This window comes from Chryseobacterium jejuense, from assembly GCF_017877355.1.
GTDB classification, from domain to species: domain Bacteria; phylum Bacteroidota; class Bacteroidia; order Flavobacteriales; family Weeksellaceae; genus Chryseobacterium; species Chryseobacterium jejuense_A.
Genome location: NZ_JAGIPR010000008.1, coordinates 111,552 through 129,178, shown reverse-complemented (window position 1 = coordinate 129,178; position 17,627 = coordinate 111,552). Strand labels below are relative to the sequence as shown.

General features: G+C 37.1%; 17 protein-coding genes and 1 riboswitch. Of the genes, 13 read left to right on the top strand and 4 right to left on the bottom strand.

The window, feature by feature from the left end; genetic code table 11:
• Positions 1–2: 2 nt before the first annotated feature.
• The 3 genes from ccoN to J2772_RS16745 all read right to left on the bottom strand — a co-directional run bounded on the left by ccoN (position 3) and on the right by J2772_RS16745 (position 4,983).
• Entirely contained in the window at positions 3–2,264 is a 2,262-nt protein-coding gene (gene ccoN, locus J2772_RS16755; RefSeq protein WP_209918714.1) for a cytochrome-c oxidase, cbb3-type subunit I, read from the bottom strand.
• 21 nt (positions 2,265–2,285) lie between these two features.
• Positions 2,286–2,495, bottom strand: a complete 210-nt coding sequence (gene ccoS, locus J2772_RS16750; protein ID WP_089739059.1) for a cbb3-type cytochrome oxidase assembly protein CcoS — start codon at positions 2,493–2,495, stop codon at positions 2,286–2,288.
• A 109-nt stretch (positions 2,496–2,604) separates the two neighbouring features.
• A complete protein-coding gene (locus tag J2772_RS16745; RefSeq protein ID WP_209918712.1) occupies positions 2,605–4,983 on the bottom strand; it encodes a heavy metal translocating P-type ATPase in 2,379 nt (792 codons plus the stop codon).
• Between the two features lie 89 nt (positions 4,984–5,072).
• On the opposite strand from J2772_RS16745, the gene J2772_RS16740 reads away from it, so the two are divergent.
• From J2772_RS16740 to J2772_RS16690, 11 genes are all read left to right on the top strand, one after another.
• Positions 5,073–5,786: a Crp/Fnr family transcriptional regulator gene (locus tag J2772_RS16740; protein ID WP_045501403.1), complete on the top strand. Its 714-nt coding sequence runs from the start codon at positions 5,073–5,075 to the stop codon at positions 5,784–5,786.
• A 62-nt stretch (positions 5,787–5,848) separates the two neighbouring features.
• Positions 5,849–6,664 carry a 3-methyl-2-oxobutanoate hydroxymethyltransferase gene (gene panB, locus J2772_RS16735; RefSeq protein ID WP_045501401.1) on the top strand — a complete coding sequence of 272 codons (816 nt, stop codon included), beginning with the start codon at positions 5,849–5,851 and terminating at the stop codon, positions 6,662–6,664.
• Between the two features lie 3 nt (positions 6,665–6,667).
• Positions 6,668–6,991, top strand: a complete 324-nt coding sequence (locus J2772_RS16730; protein ID WP_045501399.1) for a hypothetical protein — start codon at positions 6,668–6,670, stop codon at positions 6,989–6,991.
• 5 nt (positions 6,992–6,996) lie between these two features.
• Entirely contained in the window at positions 6,997–7,674 is a 678-nt protein-coding gene (locus tag J2772_RS16725; RefSeq protein WP_209918710.1) for an RluA family pseudouridine synthase, read from the top strand.
• A gap of 137 nt (positions 7,675–7,811) precedes the next feature.
• Positions 7,812–7,907, top strand: a riboswitch (TPP riboswitch).
• 57 nt (positions 7,908–7,964) lie between these two features.
• Positions 7,965–8,171 (top strand): sulfur carrier protein ThiS, encoded by a 207-nt coding sequence (thiS, locus tag J2772_RS16720; RefSeq protein ID WP_209918708.1) that lies wholly within the window; start codon positions 7,965–7,967, stop codon positions 8,169–8,171.
• 24 nt (positions 8,172–8,195) lie between these two features.
• A complete protein-coding gene (gene thiC / locus J2772_RS16715) occupies positions 8,196–10,007 on the top strand; it encodes a phosphomethylpyrimidine synthase ThiC (RefSeq protein WP_209918706.1) in 1,812 nt (603 codons plus the stop codon).
• On the top strand, positions 10,004–10,591 hold the full coding sequence (locus tag J2772_RS16710) for a thiamine phosphate synthase (RefSeq protein WP_209918703.1): 588 nt from the start codon (positions 10,004–10,006) through the stop codon (positions 10,589–10,591). Before thiC ends, J2772_RS16710 begins: the two co-directional genes overlap by 4 nt.
• Positions 10,592–10,684: 93 nt before the next feature.
• Entirely contained in the window at positions 10,685–11,305 is a 621-nt protein-coding gene (locus J2772_RS16705) for a thiamine phosphate synthase (RefSeq protein ID WP_209918701.1), read from the top strand.
• Positions 11,298–12,074 (top strand): thiazole synthase, encoded by a 777-nt coding sequence (locus tag J2772_RS16700; RefSeq protein WP_209918699.1) that lies wholly within the window; start codon positions 11,298–11,300, stop codon positions 12,072–12,074. Before J2772_RS16705 ends, J2772_RS16700 begins: the two co-directional genes overlap by 8 nt.
• Before the next feature lie 11 nt (positions 12,075–12,085).
• The gene (gene thiH / locus J2772_RS16695) at positions 12,086–13,204 is read left to right on the top strand and encodes a 2-iminoacetate synthase ThiH (protein ID WP_209918697.1); all 1,119 of its coding nucleotides are present in this window, start codon (positions 12,086–12,088) and stop codon (positions 13,202–13,204) included.
• 9 nt (positions 13,205–13,213) lie between these two features.
• Positions 13,214–13,924, top strand: a complete 711-nt coding sequence (locus tag J2772_RS16690; protein ID WP_209918695.1) for a HesA/MoeB/ThiF family protein — start codon at positions 13,214–13,216, stop codon at positions 13,922–13,924.
• A 172-nt stretch (positions 13,925–14,096) separates the two neighbouring features.
• On the opposite strand, the gene J2772_RS16685 is transcribed toward J2772_RS16690, so the two are convergent.
• The gene (locus tag J2772_RS16685) at positions 14,097–16,328 is read right to left on the bottom strand and encodes a TonB-dependent receptor domain-containing protein (protein ID WP_209918694.1); all 2,232 of its coding nucleotides are present in this window, start codon (positions 16,326–16,328) and stop codon (positions 14,097–14,099) included.
• A 299-nt stretch (positions 16,329–16,627) separates the two neighbouring features.
• Here J2772_RS16685 and J2772_RS16680 point away from each other — a divergent pair, with 299 nt between their 5' ends.
• Together J2772_RS16680 and J2772_RS16675 are read left to right on the top strand one after the other, a co-directional pair.
• Positions 16,628–16,906 carry a hypothetical protein gene (locus J2772_RS16680; RefSeq protein ID WP_209918692.1) on the top strand — a complete coding sequence of 93 codons (279 nt, stop codon included), beginning with the start codon at positions 16,628–16,630 and terminating at the stop codon, positions 16,904–16,906.
• 57 nt (positions 16,907–16,963) lie between these two features.
• Entirely contained in the window at positions 16,964–17,434 is a 471-nt protein-coding gene (locus J2772_RS16675) for an Hsp20/alpha crystallin family protein (protein ID WP_209918690.1), read from the top strand.
• Positions 17,435–17,627 lie beyond the last annotated feature (193 nt).

Sequence of the window (17,627 nt, the reverse complement as noted above, 5' to 3'; positions counted from 1 at the left end):
TTTTAGTTATTACTTGCTGTTTTAATTTCAGTTGTTTTAATATCTGTTCCTAATCTCTGTAGGTAAGAAATAAGAGCTATAATTTCTTTTTTCTCTAATTCTCCCTGAGGTTTCTTAGCATAAGCCTCTTTCAAGTCATTTGCTTCAGAGAAGATATCTTTTACAATTTTAGCCGATTGGTTGTCTGCCCACTTATCTGCAGAATCGATTTGAGCTTTTGTATAAGGTACATCAAATGTATTCTTCATAAGCTTCATCTTATCTACCATTTTAGATCTGTCTAAGTTAGTAGCAATTAACCAAGGGTAACGAGGCATAATAGAACCTGCAGATGTAGATCTTGGGTTATACATATGCTTGTAGTGCCAAGAACTTGGGTTTTTACCACCTTCTCTATGTAAATCCGGTCCTGTTCTCTTAGATCCCCAAAGGAATGGTCTGTCGTATACGAATTCCCCTGCTTTAGAGTACTGTCCGTTTTTACCGTTAAATCTTGTAATCTCATCTCTGAACGGTCTGATCATCTGAGAGTGGCAAGCGTTACATCCTTCACGGATATAAATATCTCTACCTTCAAGTTCAAGCGGAGAATAAGGCTTCACTGCTGAAATGGTAGGTACACTTTTCTTAAGTGATAGAGTAGGAATAATTTCTACCATACTTCCGATGGAAATAGTACATAATGATAATACTGTTAAAAGCATTGGCATTCTTTCTAACCAAAGGTGGAATCCTTCTCCTTCTTTACGTTTGTTTCCGATATTTGCTAATGCAGGTGCTTCAGCAGGAACTTCTTTCTGGAACGATCCTTTTCTTACGGTAGCAATTACGTTAACGATCATTAGGATAGCTCCTGAAATATAGAATATACCTCCTAAGAATCTCATTTTAAAGTAAGGAATAATTGCAGTTACTGTATCCAACCAGTTTTTCCATAATAATGTTCCGTCCGGGTTGAATTGTTTCCACATTAATCCTTGTGTGAATCCTGAAATATACATTGGTACTGCATAGAAAATAATTCCTAATGTTCCTAACCAGAAGTGCCAGTTAGCTAATTTTACAGACCAAATTTTTGTTCTCCACATAATAGGTACCAAGTAATAGATAACCCCGAATGCCATGAAACCATTCCATCCAAGAGCTCCTAAGTGTACGTGACCGATAACCCAGTCTGTAAAGTGACCAATTTTGTTGATGTTTTTAGTTGCTAAAAGCGGTCCTTCAAATGTTGCCATACCATAACAAGTAACAGCTACTACGAAGAACTTAAGGATAGGATTTTCTCTCACTTTATCCCAAGCTCCTCTTAAGGTAAGAAGACCATTTAACATTCCTCCCCAAGATGGTGCGATAAGCATGATAGAGAAACCTGTTCCTACTGCCTGTGCCCATGCTGGTAGAGCGGTATACTGAAGGTGGTGAGGACCAGCCCAGATATATACGAAGATTAGTGACCAAAAGTGAATAATAGACAGTTTATATGAGAATACAGGTCTGTCTGCTGCTTTCGGTAAGAAGTAATACATTAAACCTAGAACCGGAGTTGTCAATACGAATGCTACCGCATTGTGACCATACCACCATTGTACGATGGCATCTTTTGCTCCTGCATAAGCAGAATAAGACTTCCAGCCAGAGAAAGATAATGGAACTTCAAGGTTGTTGAAGATGTGAAGCATTGCTACTGCTACCCAAGTTCCAAGATAGAACCAAATAGCAACATAAAGGTGTCTTACTCTTCTCTTTGAAATAGTGAGAATCATGTTTACTCCAAAAATGATCCATGAGAACGCAATCAAAATATCGATCGGCCACTCATGTTCAGCATATTCCTTAGAAGTATTAATACCCATAAAGAACGTAATGAACGTAGCAACGATCATAAACTGCCATGTCCAGAAGTGAATCCAAGATAATGTATCACTGTACATTCTTGTCTTCAATAATCTTTGCGTAGAGTAGTATACCCCTACATAAACAATATTACACACGAACGCAAAGATCACGGTATTGGTGTGCAACATCCTGATTCTACCAAAACCAAAGGCTCCATGAGTGTTTATTAACCCTTGAATATTACCCGATGCTAAACTTTTAATGGTTGTATCATCTGTACCGAATAAGAATTCAGGTAATTCAGGGTAGAAAAGCATTAATGCCGCCGTAAGCCCAAACGTAAATCCTATGAAACCAAAGATAATGGTTGCATAGAGGAACGCACGGACAATACTATTGTCATAACTAAACTTTTGTGTTTCCATATCAACTATTCACTATTTTTCTCAATTTTTATTATTTTCTCCTATTTCTTTTTCGTCTTTATCCTTGTTGCCAGTTTCATTTTTTTCTTTGACTTCATCATCGAAAAGAATTCTGACAGCCGGAGATTCATCATCTTCAAACTGCCCTTTTTTGGCATACACTATAAATACGACCAGGAAGATCGCAGCTAAAGAAACACTGCAGACGATCATTAAATATAGAATATCCATTGGACAACAAAATTAACCTATTTTCGGGGTTCAAATTTAGTGAAAAATAATGACATTCATCACGAAATGCCGATTTCAGCTAATTTAAAATCAGTCTAAATAAGCGGGTTTAAGCCTGTTTTTTGAAGTGTTTTCGACCCAGTATCCAAGTTGAAACTGTAGTAAATGTAACTACTGTGATGGAGCTTACCGGCATGATGATAGCCGCGAAAAGCGGATGCATGTGTCCTGTAACTGCGTAACTTAACCCGACGATATTATAAAGAAAACTGATTATAAATGTCATTTTCACAATGGTGATGGAGCCTTTGCAGACGTTCAGGTAGTTGTCTAAAGTGACTACTTTATCACCGTTCATGATAACATCAGAAGATGGAGTAAAGCTGTTGGTATCATCTGCAATAGCAATTCCTACATTACTCTGTTTTAGCGCTCCTGCATCATTCAGTCCGTCACCCAGCATAGCCACTTTCATGTGCTGATCCTGAAGGTTTTTGATGTAGTTCAGCTTGTCTTCCGGGCTTTGGTTGAAGGCCATTCCTTTGTAGTTTGGAATAAGCTCTTTAAGCTGGTTTTCTTCTGAGGAATTATCTCCACTCAGAATAAATATTTTGTAGTTGGTGAGTTTATTAAATAAGTCTTTAAGTTTAGGTCTGTACTCATTCTTAAAGATAAATTTTCCTAAAAATTCGTCATTTTTGCTGATATAAACAGCAGTTTCCAGGTTTTTAGGTTCCTGATTGTTATAACGGGCAGAACCAATTTTATAAACGTTTCCTCTTATGTTGGCTACATATCCTTTCCCTGAAATTTCCTGGAAGTCTTCAACCGGGAAATAACTGTCGTTAAACTCTATGAATTCATAAAGAGACTTAGATAGAGGGTGGTTGGAGTTTTTTAATAAGGTTTTGATGTTCAGTTGATCGAATTCATTAATTTCGGAACCCTGATACTTGATATTTGATTTTTTTCTGTGGGTAATAGTTCCGGTCTTATCAAAAACAATCGTATCTAATTTTGCGATTTTTTCAATCGTTAGAGTGTCTTTTACATAAAACTTATTTCGGCCTAAAATCCTCATAATATGTCCGAAAGTGAACGGTGCGGACAATGCCAATGCACACGGACATGCAATAATCAGAATTGCTGAAATAACCTGAAACATCTTCTCTAAATCGATGAATGCCCAATAAATTCCGGAAATAAGTGCGATGCCTAAAATAATGAATGTGAAATATTTACTGATGTTGTTGGTCAGCGTATCAAGACCTGTCTCGTGTTTTTTGAAAGCTTCTTTATTCCAGAGTTGAGTAAGGTAACTTTGGTCTACATCTTTAATAACTTCAAGCTCTAAAGATGATCCTACCTGCTTACCTCCGGCAAAAATTTTGTCTCCGGGTTGTTTGCTGATGCTTTCACTTTCTCCGGTAATAAAGCTATTGTCGATGTTTCCTTCTCCGTTGATAAGAATAGCGTCTACCGGAATGATTTCCTGGTTTCTAACTAAAATTCTGTCACCAACTTTTACCTCAGAAAGAAGGATGTTTTCCTGTTTTCCTTCGAAGTCAACCTTAGTTACAGCAATAGGGTAGAATGATTTGTAATCTCTGTCGTAAGAAAGAGCGCTGTATGTTCTTTTCTGGAACAGTTTACCCATCAACATGAAGAACAGAAGTCCGCAAAGCGTGTCAAAATATCCCGGGCCGTAATCTGTTGCTACTTCGTAAATACTTCTTCCGAAAAGAACTAATATTCCCAATACAATAGGAACATCAATATTGACGATTTTATTTTTTAATCCATACCATGCAGATTTATAATAGTCTGAAGCAGAATAGAAAACTACCGGACATGCCAATAAGAACATCAGAACTCTGAAAAGACCTTTATAATGTTCCATCCAGTAATCTTCACCTCCTACATATTCCGGGAATGCTAAAAACATTCCGTTTCCGAAAGCAAAACCTGCAATCGCAAATTTTACAAGAAGAGATTTATCAAGATGGTCAACATTTTTTTCGGCGGTTTCAAGGCTGATAACAGGTTTATATCCTAAATTCGTTAGAAAATTAGCTAGTTCGCTTAATTTCAAATCGTTATGGTTGAATGAAATCTGTAAGGTCTTTCTTGTGAAGTTGACCTGAGAGTATTTAATATAAGGATTAAGGGTATGAAGGCTTTCTAATAACCAGATACATGAAGAACAGTGAATTACAGGAATCTTAAAGGTAACAAGGCTGGTATTTCCTTCAGAGAAATCGGTGACTTTTTCAAAAATTTCCGGAGTGTCCAAATAAGCGAATTGGGTAGAACTTTCATCACTCGGACGAATTCCTGCCCCTTTATTAAGTTCATAGAAATTACTTAAATTATTTATATTCAGAATTTCATAAACAGACTTACAGCCATTGCAACAGAAAGTCTTTTCATCAAACAAAATTCTCTCTTTTTCTATCCCTTGACCACAATGAAAACAGTTCTCGCTCACCTCCCTAAATTATTGAACTACAAAATTATAACAATTTTTTTTGTTTATCGAGTTAAAAAGTTCTATTTTTGTGATAAATATCATATAAAATGCCGCAGGAACAACAGATAGCTATTGAAGAGAGGTTCGCCAGAGTTTTTAATGATAAATCATTTAAGGAAAGACTTTCTAGCGCAGATTTTGAAAAATATATTAACGGTAAAAAAAGATTGAGTTTTCAGAAACACGATACTATTTTCGAAGATGGGGAAACGCCGAAAGGTGTATTCGTACTTGAAAAAGGAGCCGCTAAACTTTCAAAATCGGGAGCATTTGGGAAAGATCAGATTTTAAGATTTATCAAAGAAGGGGATATTATCGGCTATCGTTCTTTGCTTTGTGGGGAAAACTTCCAAGCCAAAGCAGAAGCCATGACAGACATTGAGTGTGTTTTCTTACCAGCAGATATCTTTATGTATCTTCTGGAGGTAGATCCGCAGTTGTCTTTTGTAATGCTTCAAAAAATTTCTTACGAATTAGGAGAATCATCTAATACCATAACATTCCTTGCCCAGAAAACGGTAAGAGAAAGGCTGGCTGAAATATTGCTGCTTTTGGAACAAAAATTAGGGGTAGATCCGGAAGGCTTTATCAAGATCTCGTTAACCAGAGAAGAAATTGCCAACATCATCGGTACTGCTACTGAAAGTGCGATCCGTCTGATCTCGGAATTCAAACAGGATAACCTGATAGAAGTTGACGGGCGAAACATCAAGATTCTAAATCACGATAAACTCATGAAACTCGGTCACGTAGTTTTATAAAAATCATAAAAACTTAAGTCGGCTACAGGCCGACTTTTTAACTTTTAAAAAATAGATAAATTATGTCTGTTCACTCTGAAATTAAAAAAGTTACGACTGAAACCTTGCGTAAAATGAAATTCGACAAGGAAAAAATAACAATGCTTACTGCCTATGACTTTACCACGGCAAAGATGGTAGATGCGGGTGGAGTAGATGCTATTTTGATTGGAGACTCTGCAGCCAATGTAATGGCAGGTTTTGAAACTACATTACCTATTACATTAGACCAAATGATTTACCATGCTCAAAGTGTGGTAAGAGGAACTGACAGAGCCTTAGTGGTAGCAGATTTGCCATTCGGAACTTATCAGAGTAACCCTGAGAAAGCATTGGAGTCTGCAGTAAGAATGATGAAAGAAGGTGGAGCTCATGCTGTAAAAATTGAAGGCGGAAAAGAGATTTCAAAATCTATTAAAAAAATCATCAATGCTGGGATTCCTGTAATGGGACACTTGGGATTAACACCACAGTCGATTTATAAATTCGGAACTTATAAAGTAAGAGCAAAGGAAGAAGCAGAAGCTGAAAAACTGATTGCTGATGCACAGCTTTTAGAAGAATTAGGATGTTTCTCTGTAGTATTGGAAAAAATTCCTGCTGAACTAGCTAAAAAAGTGACTGAGAGTATTTCTATTCCTACCATCGGAATTGGTGCAGGAGCAGATTGTGATGGTCAGGTTTTGGTGTATCATGATATGGTAGGGATGAACAAAGGATTCAGTCCTAAGTTCCTGAGAAGATACCTTGATCTTTACACAGAAATTACAGGAGCCGTTTCTCAATATGTAAAAGATGTAAAAAATGTAGACTTCCCTAACCAAAACGAAAGTTATTAATTCATGCAAAATCAACAACAATCTATTCAGGGAATATTATCTATTGCTGCATTAATCTGTCTTGCTATAGGCTGGTTCAATTTATTTTCACCTGAGATCAATCATTTACTTTCAAGAAAAGTGTTCTATGTTCTGATTGGAGCAAGTTTCTTCATTCAGGCCCCTATGCTGACCAATAAAAACTTTATGTATGCCATGTATGCAGCAGCAGGAGTTTGCGTGGTTGGAGCTTTATTGCCGGATAGTTCAATGATTTCAGGGCTTAAAACAATTGGTCTTTTGGCAGGGATTATTCTTTCAATGTCAAATAGAAACAGAAACAGATAGACTGAATGAAGGAGCAGATTGTATATGAAGACAACCATCTTCTGGTAGTGAATAAAAAAGTCGGTCAGCTTGTACAGGGCGATAAGACCGGTGATGAATCATTATTGGAATCTATCAAAAATTTTATAAAAATAAGAGATGCTAAGCCGGGAAATGTTTTTCTCGGCTTGGTTCATCGTATAGACCGTCCCACTTCAGGGCTGGTTATTTATGCTAAAACCTCAAAAGCACTTTCCCGTCTTACTCAGATGGTGAAAAACCGTGAGGTTAAAAAGACCTATTGGGCGGTAGTAGGGAAAGAATTAATTCCACAAACCCAAAGACTGGTTCATTATTTAAAGAAAAACGAAAAGAATAACAAAGCGATTGTTTTTCCAAAAGCTACAGAAGATGCTAAGGAAGCAATATTAACTTATAATATTATCAAAACTTTAGATAATTATCTGCTTCTTGAAATAGATCTTGAAACCGGAAGACATCACCAGATCAGGGCTCAGTTATCCAAAACAGGGATTCCGATCAAAGGAGATTTAAAATACGGTTCTCCACGGTCCAATCCGGATGGAGGAATTAATCTCCATGCCAGAAAACTGGAATTCATTCATCCTGTTACTAAGGAAAAAATTGAAATTATAGCTCCTGTCCCACAAAACGATGCTGTTTGGAGAGCTTGTGAAGAATAAATTAAGAAAATCCTGCTGATGATATATGGACTGCCCCTAAAAAGTGTCTAACTTTTTGGGGGCAGTCTAATATAAGCGGGATTTTTTATTTCCATAAAATTTGATTTTGCCCATTCTCAAAAAATAACTAACTTCGTCACACACTTTAGGGGTGTCTGTGTTTACAGACTGAGACTTTACCCTTTGAACCTGATCTGGATTATACCAGCGTAGGGAAAAGTAGATGACTTTTGCTGTACATTCTATTGTACAATAACAGCCATTCCTAAAGTATATTTAAATAATTAGGAATGGAACTTATAATTAATCACACCCGAAAAACATTTAATGTACTTCCTGAAAATCTGGAAGCATTATTGGCTATGGAGCTACCCGGAAAAAAGAAAGGTATTGCCGTAGCACTCAACAATCGCATTATTCCACAGTCAATCTGGGCGGAAACTCCCCTTAACAATCTGGATTCAATTTTAATCATTACCGCCACTCAGGGCGGATAATTCTCATACTTAATACCAATATTTATGGCCCATTCAATTACATGTTCGCCATTTCCGAACTCAAAGAAAATCTATGTTGAAGGAAAAATTCATCCTATCAATGTAGCAATGCGTGAAATACAACTTAGCCCTACTAAGCTGACTAACGGAAATTTTGAAGAAAATGCTCCGGTAACAATCTATGATACATCGGGGCCCTATACCGATGAAAATACAACAATCGATATTCAAAAGGGACTTCCAAGGATAAGAGAACAATGGATTCTTGATAGAGAAGATGTTGTTATTCTGGATGGAATCACCTCAGAATATGGAAAAGCCCGTCTGGCAGATCCTAAACTTGATGCATTACGTTTTTCTTACGATCATAAACCTAAAGTAGCGAAGGAAGGAAAAGAGCTTACTCAGCTTTATTATGCGAAACAAGGCATCATTACTCCTGAAATGGAATATATTGCCATCAGAGAAAACCAAAGAATAGAACAATTGCAGTTGGTCCCAAAAGAAATGGCCTGCCAGCATATTGGAAACAGTTTTGGTGCCAATACCCCGAAAAGTAAGATCACTCCGGAGTTTGTAAGAGATGAAATTGCTGCAGGAAGGGCCATTATTCCGAATAACATCAACCACCCTGAAAGTGAGCCGATGATTATCGGACGAAACTTTTTGGTAAAAATCAATGCCAATATCGGAAATAGTGCTGTGTCATCAAGCATTGATGAAGAAGTGGAGAAGGCTGTTTGGGCTTGCCGATGGGGAGCAGATACAATTATGGACCTTTCCACAGGAAAAAATATCCATGAAACCAGAGAATGGATCATCAGAAACAGTCCGGTTCCCATTGGTACAGTGCCGATTTATCAGGCGCTGGAAAAAGTAAAAGGAGTACCGGAAGATCTGACATGGGAGGTTTTTAAAGATACTTTGATTGAACAGGCAGAACAGGGAGTATCTTATTTCACTATTCATGCCGGAGTTTTGTTAAGATACATTCATTTAACAGCTAACAGAGTAACAGGAATCGTATCCAGAGGAGGTTCTATTATGGCAAAATGGTGTCTTTATCATCATAAGGAAAATTTTTTATACACTCATTTTGAAGAGATTTGTGAGATCATGAAGAAGTATGATGTGGCTTTCTCTTTAGGAGATGGTTTACGCCCAGGTTCTATTGCTGATGCCAATGATGCCGCTCAGTTTGCAGAGCTGGAAACGTTGGGTGAACTGACCAAAATTGCCTGGAAGCACAATGTACAGGTGATGATTGAAGGTCCGGGACACGTTCCAATGCATATGATCAAAGAAAACATGGAAAAACAATTGGAAGTGTGTGACGAAGCACCTTTCTATACCTTGGGGCCTTTAACCACAGATATTGCACCTGGTTATGATCATATTACATCAGGAATCGGGGCTGCTATGATCGGATGGTTCGGATGTGCAATGCTTTGCTATGTAACACCGAAAGAACATTTAGGGCTTCCGAACAAAGACGATGTGAAAGTGGGAGTAATTACTTATAAATTAGCAGCCCACGCTGCAGATTTGGCAAAAGGACATCCGGGAGCACAATACAGAGATAATGCATTGAGTAAAGCAAGATTTGAATTTAGATGGGAAGATCAGTTCAACCTTTCATTAGATCCGGATACAGCAAGAGCTTATCATGATGAGACTCTTCCTGCTGACGGAGCTAAAATTGCTCACTTCTGTTCTATGTGCGGGCCAAAATTCTGCTCGATGAAGATTACACAGGAAATCCGTGAATCTGCAGAGCAGGGAATGTTTGATAAGTCGCAGGAGTTTATTGAAAAAGGAAAGGAAATTTATATATGATTCTCGTCATCACTCCTGAAATCCTCGTTCCAAACGAATCAGAGATCATCAATCAGATGTTTCATGATGGGCTGGATCTGCTTCATATCAGAAAACCATGGATCAGTCCGGAAAAGATGACTGATTTTATCAACAGTATTGATGAATCATTTTATGGACAATTGGTGCTACATAATCATTATGATCTTGGACAAGATTATGGGATTTCAAGATTTCACTTTAGAGAAGAAGACCGAAAGGAAGAAAAATATAAACCTTTTATGAAGGGAAATATAGTTTCAACCTCTGTTCATGAAATTACTACCTATAATACGCTGGAAAGAGAATGGGAATATGCTTTCATAAGCCCATTCTTTCCAAGTATTTCCAAAAAAGGATATGGAATTGATTCAACAGTTATGGAAAGCTTGAACAAAAGAAATAATCCGGATGTAATGCTGATTGCCTTAGGAGGTATTGATTCCAATCGTATTCAGGAAGTTTTTGATCTTGGAGTAGATGGTGTGGCTTTATTAGGAGCTGTTTGGGAGAGTGATGAACCTTTAAGCGTATTTAGAAAATGCAGGATAGCTATCAAAAGGTGAAACTCTGGAAATAGCCTGTAGAAAAGGGAAATTATATATCGAACAATTTTTAAAAAGCAATCCCTCTTTATTGGGAACATATTCATAGTTAATATGGAAAAATTACAATACATCTCACAGGGAATTACAAGGCAGGAACAGGAACTGAATATTCGAAAAGCCTTAGATAATGGGATCAAATGGGTACAGATCCGCTGGAAAAATGCCCTTGAAAATGAGTTAGTAGACTTTTGTGAAATCACAAAACAGCTTTGTTCAGAATATCAGTCAATCTGCATCATCAATGATCATGTTCAGCTGGCGAGAACAATAGATGCTGATGGAGTTCACTTAGGATTAAATGATGGATCCATTGAAGAAGCAAGAATCACTTTAGGCGAAAATAAGATCATTGGCGGAACAGCGAATACCCTTTCAGATGTTCTTCAAAGAATGAAAGAACCATGTGATTATATTGGGTTGGGACCATTAAGATTCACATCTACGAAAGAAAAACTGAGTCCTATTCTTGGGTTTGAAGGGTATCAGGAAATTATAGACAAGCTTCATGAAAAATCAGTGGTGATTCCTAAAATATTTGCCATTGGAGGGGTGAGCCTTGAAGATATTCAGTTGTTACAGCAGATCGGAATTTATGGAGTGGCAGTTTCAGGGCAGATTACTAACCAGCCTACCCTCATTAATGAATTTAAAAAAGCAATGATATATGCATAATCAAAAATTAATAATAGCAGACAGAACTTTTGAATCGAGATTGTTTTTAGGAACAGGAAAATTCGGAAGCCTTGAAGATATGGCAGCCTCTGTTGTGGCTTCAGAATCCAATATGGTCACAATGGCTTTAAAGAGAATTGACGCTCAGTCAGCAGAAGATGATTTATTAGATTCATTAAAAGGAACGAATGTTCATCTTTTACCCAATACGTCAGGGGCAAGAACAGCTAAAGAAGCAGTGTTGGCGGCACAATTAGCCAGAGAAGCATTGGAGACCAACTGGGTAAAACTGGAAATTCATCCGGATCCGAAATATTTATTACCAGATCCTATAGAAACACTGTATGCCACTGAAGAATTGGCCAAATTAGGTTTTGTAGTGATGCCTTACATTCATGCAGATCCGGTTTTATGCAAACGTCTTGAAGATGCAGGAACAGCTGTGGTAATGCCTTTAGGAGCACCTATCGGAACCAATAAAGGTTTGAGAACACTGGATTTCTTAGAAATCATCATTAGCCAAAGTAATGTTCCTGTTGTTGTAGATGCTGGAATTGGCGCACCATCAGATGCTGCAAAAGCAATGGAAATGGGAGCAGATGCGGTTTTGGTTAATACAGCTATTGCTGTTGCCAGAAATCCGGTGAATATGGCTGTTGCCTTTAAAGAAGGCGTTATGGCAGGAAGAAGAGCCTTTGAGTCAGGGTTGGGAGCTATAGCCAATCATGCTGAAGCATCCAGCCCGTTAACTTCGTTTTTGTTTGAATAAAAATCAGAATAATGAATAGTTTTAAGGAGGTTTTCGAGCACTACCAATGGGATGAGATAAAAACCAGACTTGAAAAAGTAACAATTTCCGAGGTTCGAAACAGTCTTCAGAAAAGAAACAGAACACTGGATGATTTTCTGAATATGCTTTCACCAGCAGCGTCACAGGAATTGGAACTCATGGCCAATATGACAAGAGCTCTTACCCAGCAGCGTTTTGGGAAGACCATTCAGCTGTATGCACCATTGTATCTCAGTAATGAATGCCAAAATATATGTACTTATTGTGGATTCAGTCTGGATAACAATCTCAGGAGAAAAACGCTCACTGATGCAGAATTGATGATTGAAAGTTCTGTGTTGAAATCCATGGGGGTCAATCATGTTCTGTTGGTAAGTGGAGAAGCTAATAAAATAGTAGGCGTTCCTTATTTTCAGAACGCGGTTCGTTTACTGAAGCCTCATTTCTCCAATATTTCCATTGAAGTACAGCCTTTAGAGGAAATGGAGTATAAACTTCTTCATGAAGAAGGAGTTCATTCGGTGTTGGTATACCAGGAAACCTATCATCAGGAAGTCTATAAAGAATATCATCCGAAAGGTAAAAAATCCAATTTTTATTTTCGCTTAGATACTCCTGATAGAATTGGACGGGCTGGAATTCATAAAATGGGGCTGGGGGTGCTGCTTGGGCTGGAAGATTGGCGTGTAGACAGCTTTTTCAATGCGCTTCACATCGATTATCTGCAGAAACAGTACTGGAAAAGTAAATTTTCAGTGTCATTTCCAAGACTCAGGCCGGCAGAAGGAATCATTGAACCTAATTTTATGATGGAAGATAAAGACCTGCTGCAACTGATCTGTGCCTACAGAATATGGAATGAAGATATTGAAATATCCATCTCCACAAGAGAAAACGAAACATTCAGAAATCATATTGTAGCATTGGGAGCCACCACCATGAGTGCAGGTTCAAAAACCAATCCGGGTGGATATGCTGTGGATAAAGAATCTCTGGAACAATTTGAAACCAGTGATGAAAGGAGCATGGAAGAAATTAAGAGTATGATTAAAAAATCAGGGTATGATCCGGTGATGAAGGATTGGGATTCTGTCTATAGTGGATTTTAAGAGTTCAATATGCAACAAGAAGATCTTTTTAAAAGATACAGCCGCCAGATCTTTATTGATGAAATAGGACTGGAAGGACAAAAAAAAATAATGGCTTCAAAAGTTCTTGTTATAGGGGCTGGAGGTCTGGGTAGTCCGGTGATTCAATATCTGGCAGCTGCAGGAGTTGGAACCATAGGTGTTGCTGATTTTGACCATGTGGAGCTTCATAACCTGAACCGTCAGATTATTCATACCGAAAAAGAGGTAGGAACACTGAAAATCAAGAGTGCTGAAAGATTTGTGAACAATTTGAACCATCAGGTAAACGTAATAGGAATTGAGCAAAAGATTGATGTTTCCAATATCTTGGAGGTACTTTCCCAATACGATATTATTGTAGATGGCTCAGATAACTTCTCCACAAGATATCTGGTGAACGATACCTGTGTTGCATTGGATAAAACATTGGTGTATGGAAGTATCTTAGGATTTTCCGGACAAGTAGTTGTATTTAATCATCAGGGAAGTAAAAACCTGAGGGATATATTTCCTGAACCTCCTTATGATGAAGATATGCCGGATTGTGATAGTCTCGGCGTTCTTGGGGCTCTTCCAGGAATTGTGGGAAGTATGATGGCACTTCAAACTTTGAAAATAATTACGAATCTTCCTGTAAATCTCAATCAGTTAACATTGATTGATACGCTGAATTGGAGGTTTCAAACTTTAGATTTCTAAAATCTTTTAGATTTGTTTCTCGCAGATCGCAGATTTCACGGGAATGTTAGAAAAATCTGCGCTATCAGCTAAATCTGCGCGAAATATAACTACAGTATTATACAATCAATAGAAATAAAAATGAGGCAGTAATCCTATCACTGCCTCATTTTTGGTTATTAATCATTTAAATCTATTGCTGTCCTTGCTGCATAACGCCGCTGTTATCCTCTTTTTTGGTTTGATTCAGGATATTTGGATCCTCTTTTGCCAACTTGTTTCTAGTAGGAATTTTATAGTTGATAGAAATTCCGAAGTTTCTTGAATCGTATTTCGTTCTAAGCATTACACTTTCTCCTGATGGCGGATTGGAACGTACCTGCATTATCTGGCCATTGAAAATATCATTCGCAAAAACTGAGACTGTAAGGCGATTATTCATAAACTTTTTCGTCAGGGTAATATCTAAGTTATTGCTAAATGGTTTCTCTGCAGTGAAGTAAAAATACCCTGCTTTTGGCGTCAGATAGCTGTAATTCGCTGTCAGCTTAATATCTTTTGGAAGAATCAACTGGGTCATCAGGTTAAGAATCCAGAATCCTTTATTGTTGAGGTTATTGATTTCATGCTTTTGGTATCCTGCATAAATGTACATGAAATTCATTTTGTCAGGATTGAAGTTCGACTTCATAATCTCACCTATTGACTTGGTAAAAATTTGGAACGGAACCGGAAGCCCAATATTGAAATTATGAATTTTCATATTAGAGATATTAATCTGCTCATTATAAAGATTTTTACCATCTTTTTTAATGATCTGTGCCACCTGATTGCTGGCTGAGCTTACACTGTATCCGATGAATGCATAATCAAAAGCCGAAATTTTCAACTCGTAGTTATCAAAAATAGTAGGCTGAAGATTGGCATTACCTGTAATTTGAGTATTCGGACCTCCAAATGTGGTATTATTCGGGTTTAGGGCAGAAATACTTGGTAAGCTGATTTTTTTGTTGTAATTCGCAGCCACATATACCTGGTTCATCAGGTTGTACTGTATGCTGGCATTCGGAAAGAATTTAAACTTATCAAATGGAAGCAAATCATCCTGAACAAGCTTTCCATCTTTATCAAAATATCTGGTGATTCCTGAAATGTCATAATTTTCAAAACGTGATCCCAAAGTGAAATCGAACTTTTTCAATTTGGCCTGAAACTCCAGGTAAGTAGAGGCTGTCTGTCTTTGGTATTCAAGGTTTTTTAATCCTTTACTTTCCGTATCATAATCCTGTCTTTCATACAAACCTCCGGCACTCACTTTTCCTCCATCAAGAAGCTTGATGGGTTGAGAGTAATCAACCTTAAAGTTAGCAATTCTCATATCAGAATTATTACTTAACACATTTCCCAGAGCTGTTGTTGGAAGAGGTTCTTTAGGATTTTCAAAAGTCTTATCAAAGAATATATTATCCTGTCCAAATTTAGTGTAGGCCTTTGTATAACCAAACTGGAAATCTAATTTCTGAGATTTATCAGAGAACCGTTTCTGATAGGTTACCACGGCTTCCTGTCTTACTGTGTTGGTTCTGGCTACATCTGAAGATCCGAAAGTATAGTCTCTGATATAAACTTTATTAGGTGAGTTCTCATCGTAGGTTCTGTCACCTTTACCATTACTTAAAGTATAATTATCATTGTTATTGTGATAAATATCGTAATTCAGCAATAGTCTGTCCTGTCCAAGATCAAAAGTTACTCCCGCCTTAGCAAAATAAGTACGGGCAAATCGATCCGTATTACCGTTCAATAAGTCATCTTGCTGTGTATTCATCATACTTTCACGATAATTTTGTCCCACATTAAGCTGCCATCCGAAATATTTATTTCTGGCATTTAAATTCACAGAGTTTGTGGTTCTGCTTCTGTATTTATCGTAATTGGTGAAGGTATAATTTCCGGAATATGTGGCGCTTAAATATTTATTGGCGTTCTTATTAGTAATAATATTCATAATAGCACCTCCTGATGTAGCAGGAAATTCTGCTCCGGGCTGCGTAACGACTTCAATTCTCTCTACAGAATTAGCCGGCATGCTTTCAAGAAAAGAATTTAATTCATTGGAGGTAATGTTTAAAGGTCTTCCGTTAAGGTATACATCCAGCATTTTTCCCTGGTACATCATTCCGGCAATATCTGTGGCTACAAGCCCCGGAAGCTTTTTGATTCCTTCTAAAACGTTTCCGTTATTAAGCTGGGGTTGTTCAGAAAAATCAAAAATGGTACGGTCTGCTTTTTGTTCAACGGCTTTTTTAGTTTTAGTGATGACAATGCCGTCAATTTGTTTCTCTTTATTGCTGTTATTGGCTTTTTCCTGTGCAAATGCGAATACTGAGCTTACCAGCGATATCGCAAATAGAGTTTTTTTCATAATGTTTTTTACTACTATCCGGTTAGACGCTAAAAAAGAAATTTTGTTACAAAATGTTAAGATTTAGAACCTGTATTTTATTTGAAAAAAGGCTGCCAGCCATAGATTGACTAGTGAAAAATAATTCTTATAGATCTTTAACATAAAAAAAATGAAGTAAAACTAAACTTGTTTTCGTCTTGTATTATGTAAGCGGGTGAGAAGGTAAAGGACTGATGATAAAAAAGTAAATCCGGATCTTCTCCATCTTACAGTAATAAAGAAATTAATATTTAACAATGAACAAAATGAACAATAAAATGAAATTTATTCTGCCAAAATTATTAGGAGTAACGGTATTGGTAGGTATAGCAATGTTTATCTTATCAATGATTTTTAAATTATTATTTGCAGTATTGGTATTAGCCGGAATTGGAACCTTCGTAGCAAAGATGATAGGAAAAAAACGTGAAAGACAAATGGGATATGGTAACGGTAAAAGAGAATTTCTTCCTTACTATAATAACGTTCCGAAACCGCAAGAAGCAGTTTATTCACAAACTCGTAAAGAAAATTTAGCCATTATTCCGATTCAGTAATGAATAATAAAAGGAAATCCTTATTAATAAAAACAACACATATCAAATAATTAAATTATGTATACACAACACAATAATACACAAGAACCATTCGGAAAACGAAGTCAATGCGGCTCATTTGAAAGAAGTAGCTTCGGCAAAAAGTTCAAAGAGCATTTTATGGGAACTCACCATCCTCTAAAAGAAATGTTTGATAGAAAAATCTACAACTATAAACCTGTGAATATCACAGAAAATGAGGATAACTTTACCGTACAGCTCTATGCTGCAGGATTACAGAAAAACCTCTTTAAAGTGATAATTAAAGATCAGGTTCTTACTATATCTTACACTAATGAAGGAGAAAGTACAGATTCTAAGTTGATTTATCAGGAGTTTTATGCAGGCTCATTTGAGCGTCGATTTCAGCTGACTGACAAGGTTTTCGATGATCAGGTTTCTGCGCTCTATGAAAATGGTATTTTAACAGTTATATTGCCAAAGAATCCGGAAAAGAATAAGCCGGAACATAAGGTAGACATTCACTAATATTTTCTGTAAAATAAATATGGATTTAAATTGAAGCCTCGCAAATTTTGCGAGGCTTCACTGGTATTTATATTCCTCTGCAATATGAGTTTCTTTTAGAGCATCTTTTCATCTTGTAATGAAGAGAACTCTATAAAATCATACTCTACAGAAGAGATGAAAAGGGGTCTAACTTTTTGTTGCAAGTTCATAT

Coding starts and splice junctions, on each gene's coding strand:
- ccoN (WP_209918714.1), bottom strand. CDS start 2,264: ATGGAAACACAAAAGTTTAGTTATGACAATAGTATTGTCCGTGCGTTC.
- ccoS (WP_089739059.1), bottom strand. CDS start 2,495: ATGGATATTCTATATTTAATGATCGTCTGCAGTGTTTCTTTAGCTGCG.
- J2772_RS16740 (WP_045501403.1), top strand. CDS start 5,073: ATGCCGCAGGAACAACAGATAGCTATTGAAGAGAGGTTCGCCAGAGTT.
- panB (WP_045501401.1), top strand. CDS start 5,849: ATGTCTGTTCACTCTGAAATTAAAAAAGTTACGACTGAAACCTTGCGT.
- J2772_RS16730 (WP_045501399.1), top strand. CDS start 6,668: ATGCAAAATCAACAACAATCTATTCAGGGAATATTATCTATTGCTGCA.
- J2772_RS16725 (WP_209918710.1), top strand. CDS start 6,997: ATGAAGGAGCAGATTGTATATGAAGACAACCATCTTCTGGTAGTGAAT.
- thiS (WP_209918708.1), top strand. CDS start 7,965: ATGGAACTTATAATTAATCACACCCGAAAAACATTTAATGTACTTCCT.
- thiC (WP_209918706.1), top strand. CDS start 8,196: ATGGCCCATTCAATTACATGTTCGCCATTTCCGAACTCAAAGAAAATC.
- J2772_RS16710 (WP_209918703.1), top strand. CDS start 10,004: ATGATTCTCGTCATCACTCCTGAAATCCTCGTTCCAAACGAATCAGAG.
- J2772_RS16705 (WP_209918701.1), top strand. CDS start 10,685: ATGGAAAAATTACAATACATCTCACAGGGAATTACAAGGCAGGAACAG.
- J2772_RS16700 (WP_209918699.1), top strand. CDS start 11,298: ATGCATAATCAAAAATTAATAATAGCAGACAGAACTTTTGAATCGAGA.
- thiH (WP_209918697.1), top strand. CDS start 12,086: ATGAATAGTTTTAAGGAGGTTTTCGAGCACTACCAATGGGATGAGATA.
- J2772_RS16690 (WP_209918695.1), top strand. CDS start 13,214: ATGCAACAAGAAGATCTTTTTAAAAGATACAGCCGCCAGATCTTTATT.
- J2772_RS16685 (WP_209918694.1), bottom strand. CDS start 16,328: ATGAAAAAAACTCTATTTGCGATATCGCTGGTAAGCTCAGTATTCGCA.
- J2772_RS16680 (WP_209918692.1), top strand. CDS start 16,628: ATGAAATTTATTCTGCCAAAATTATTAGGAGTAACGGTATTGGTAGGT.
- J2772_RS16675 (WP_209918690.1), top strand. CDS start 16,964: ATGTATACACAACACAATAATACACAAGAACCATTCGGAAAACGAAGT.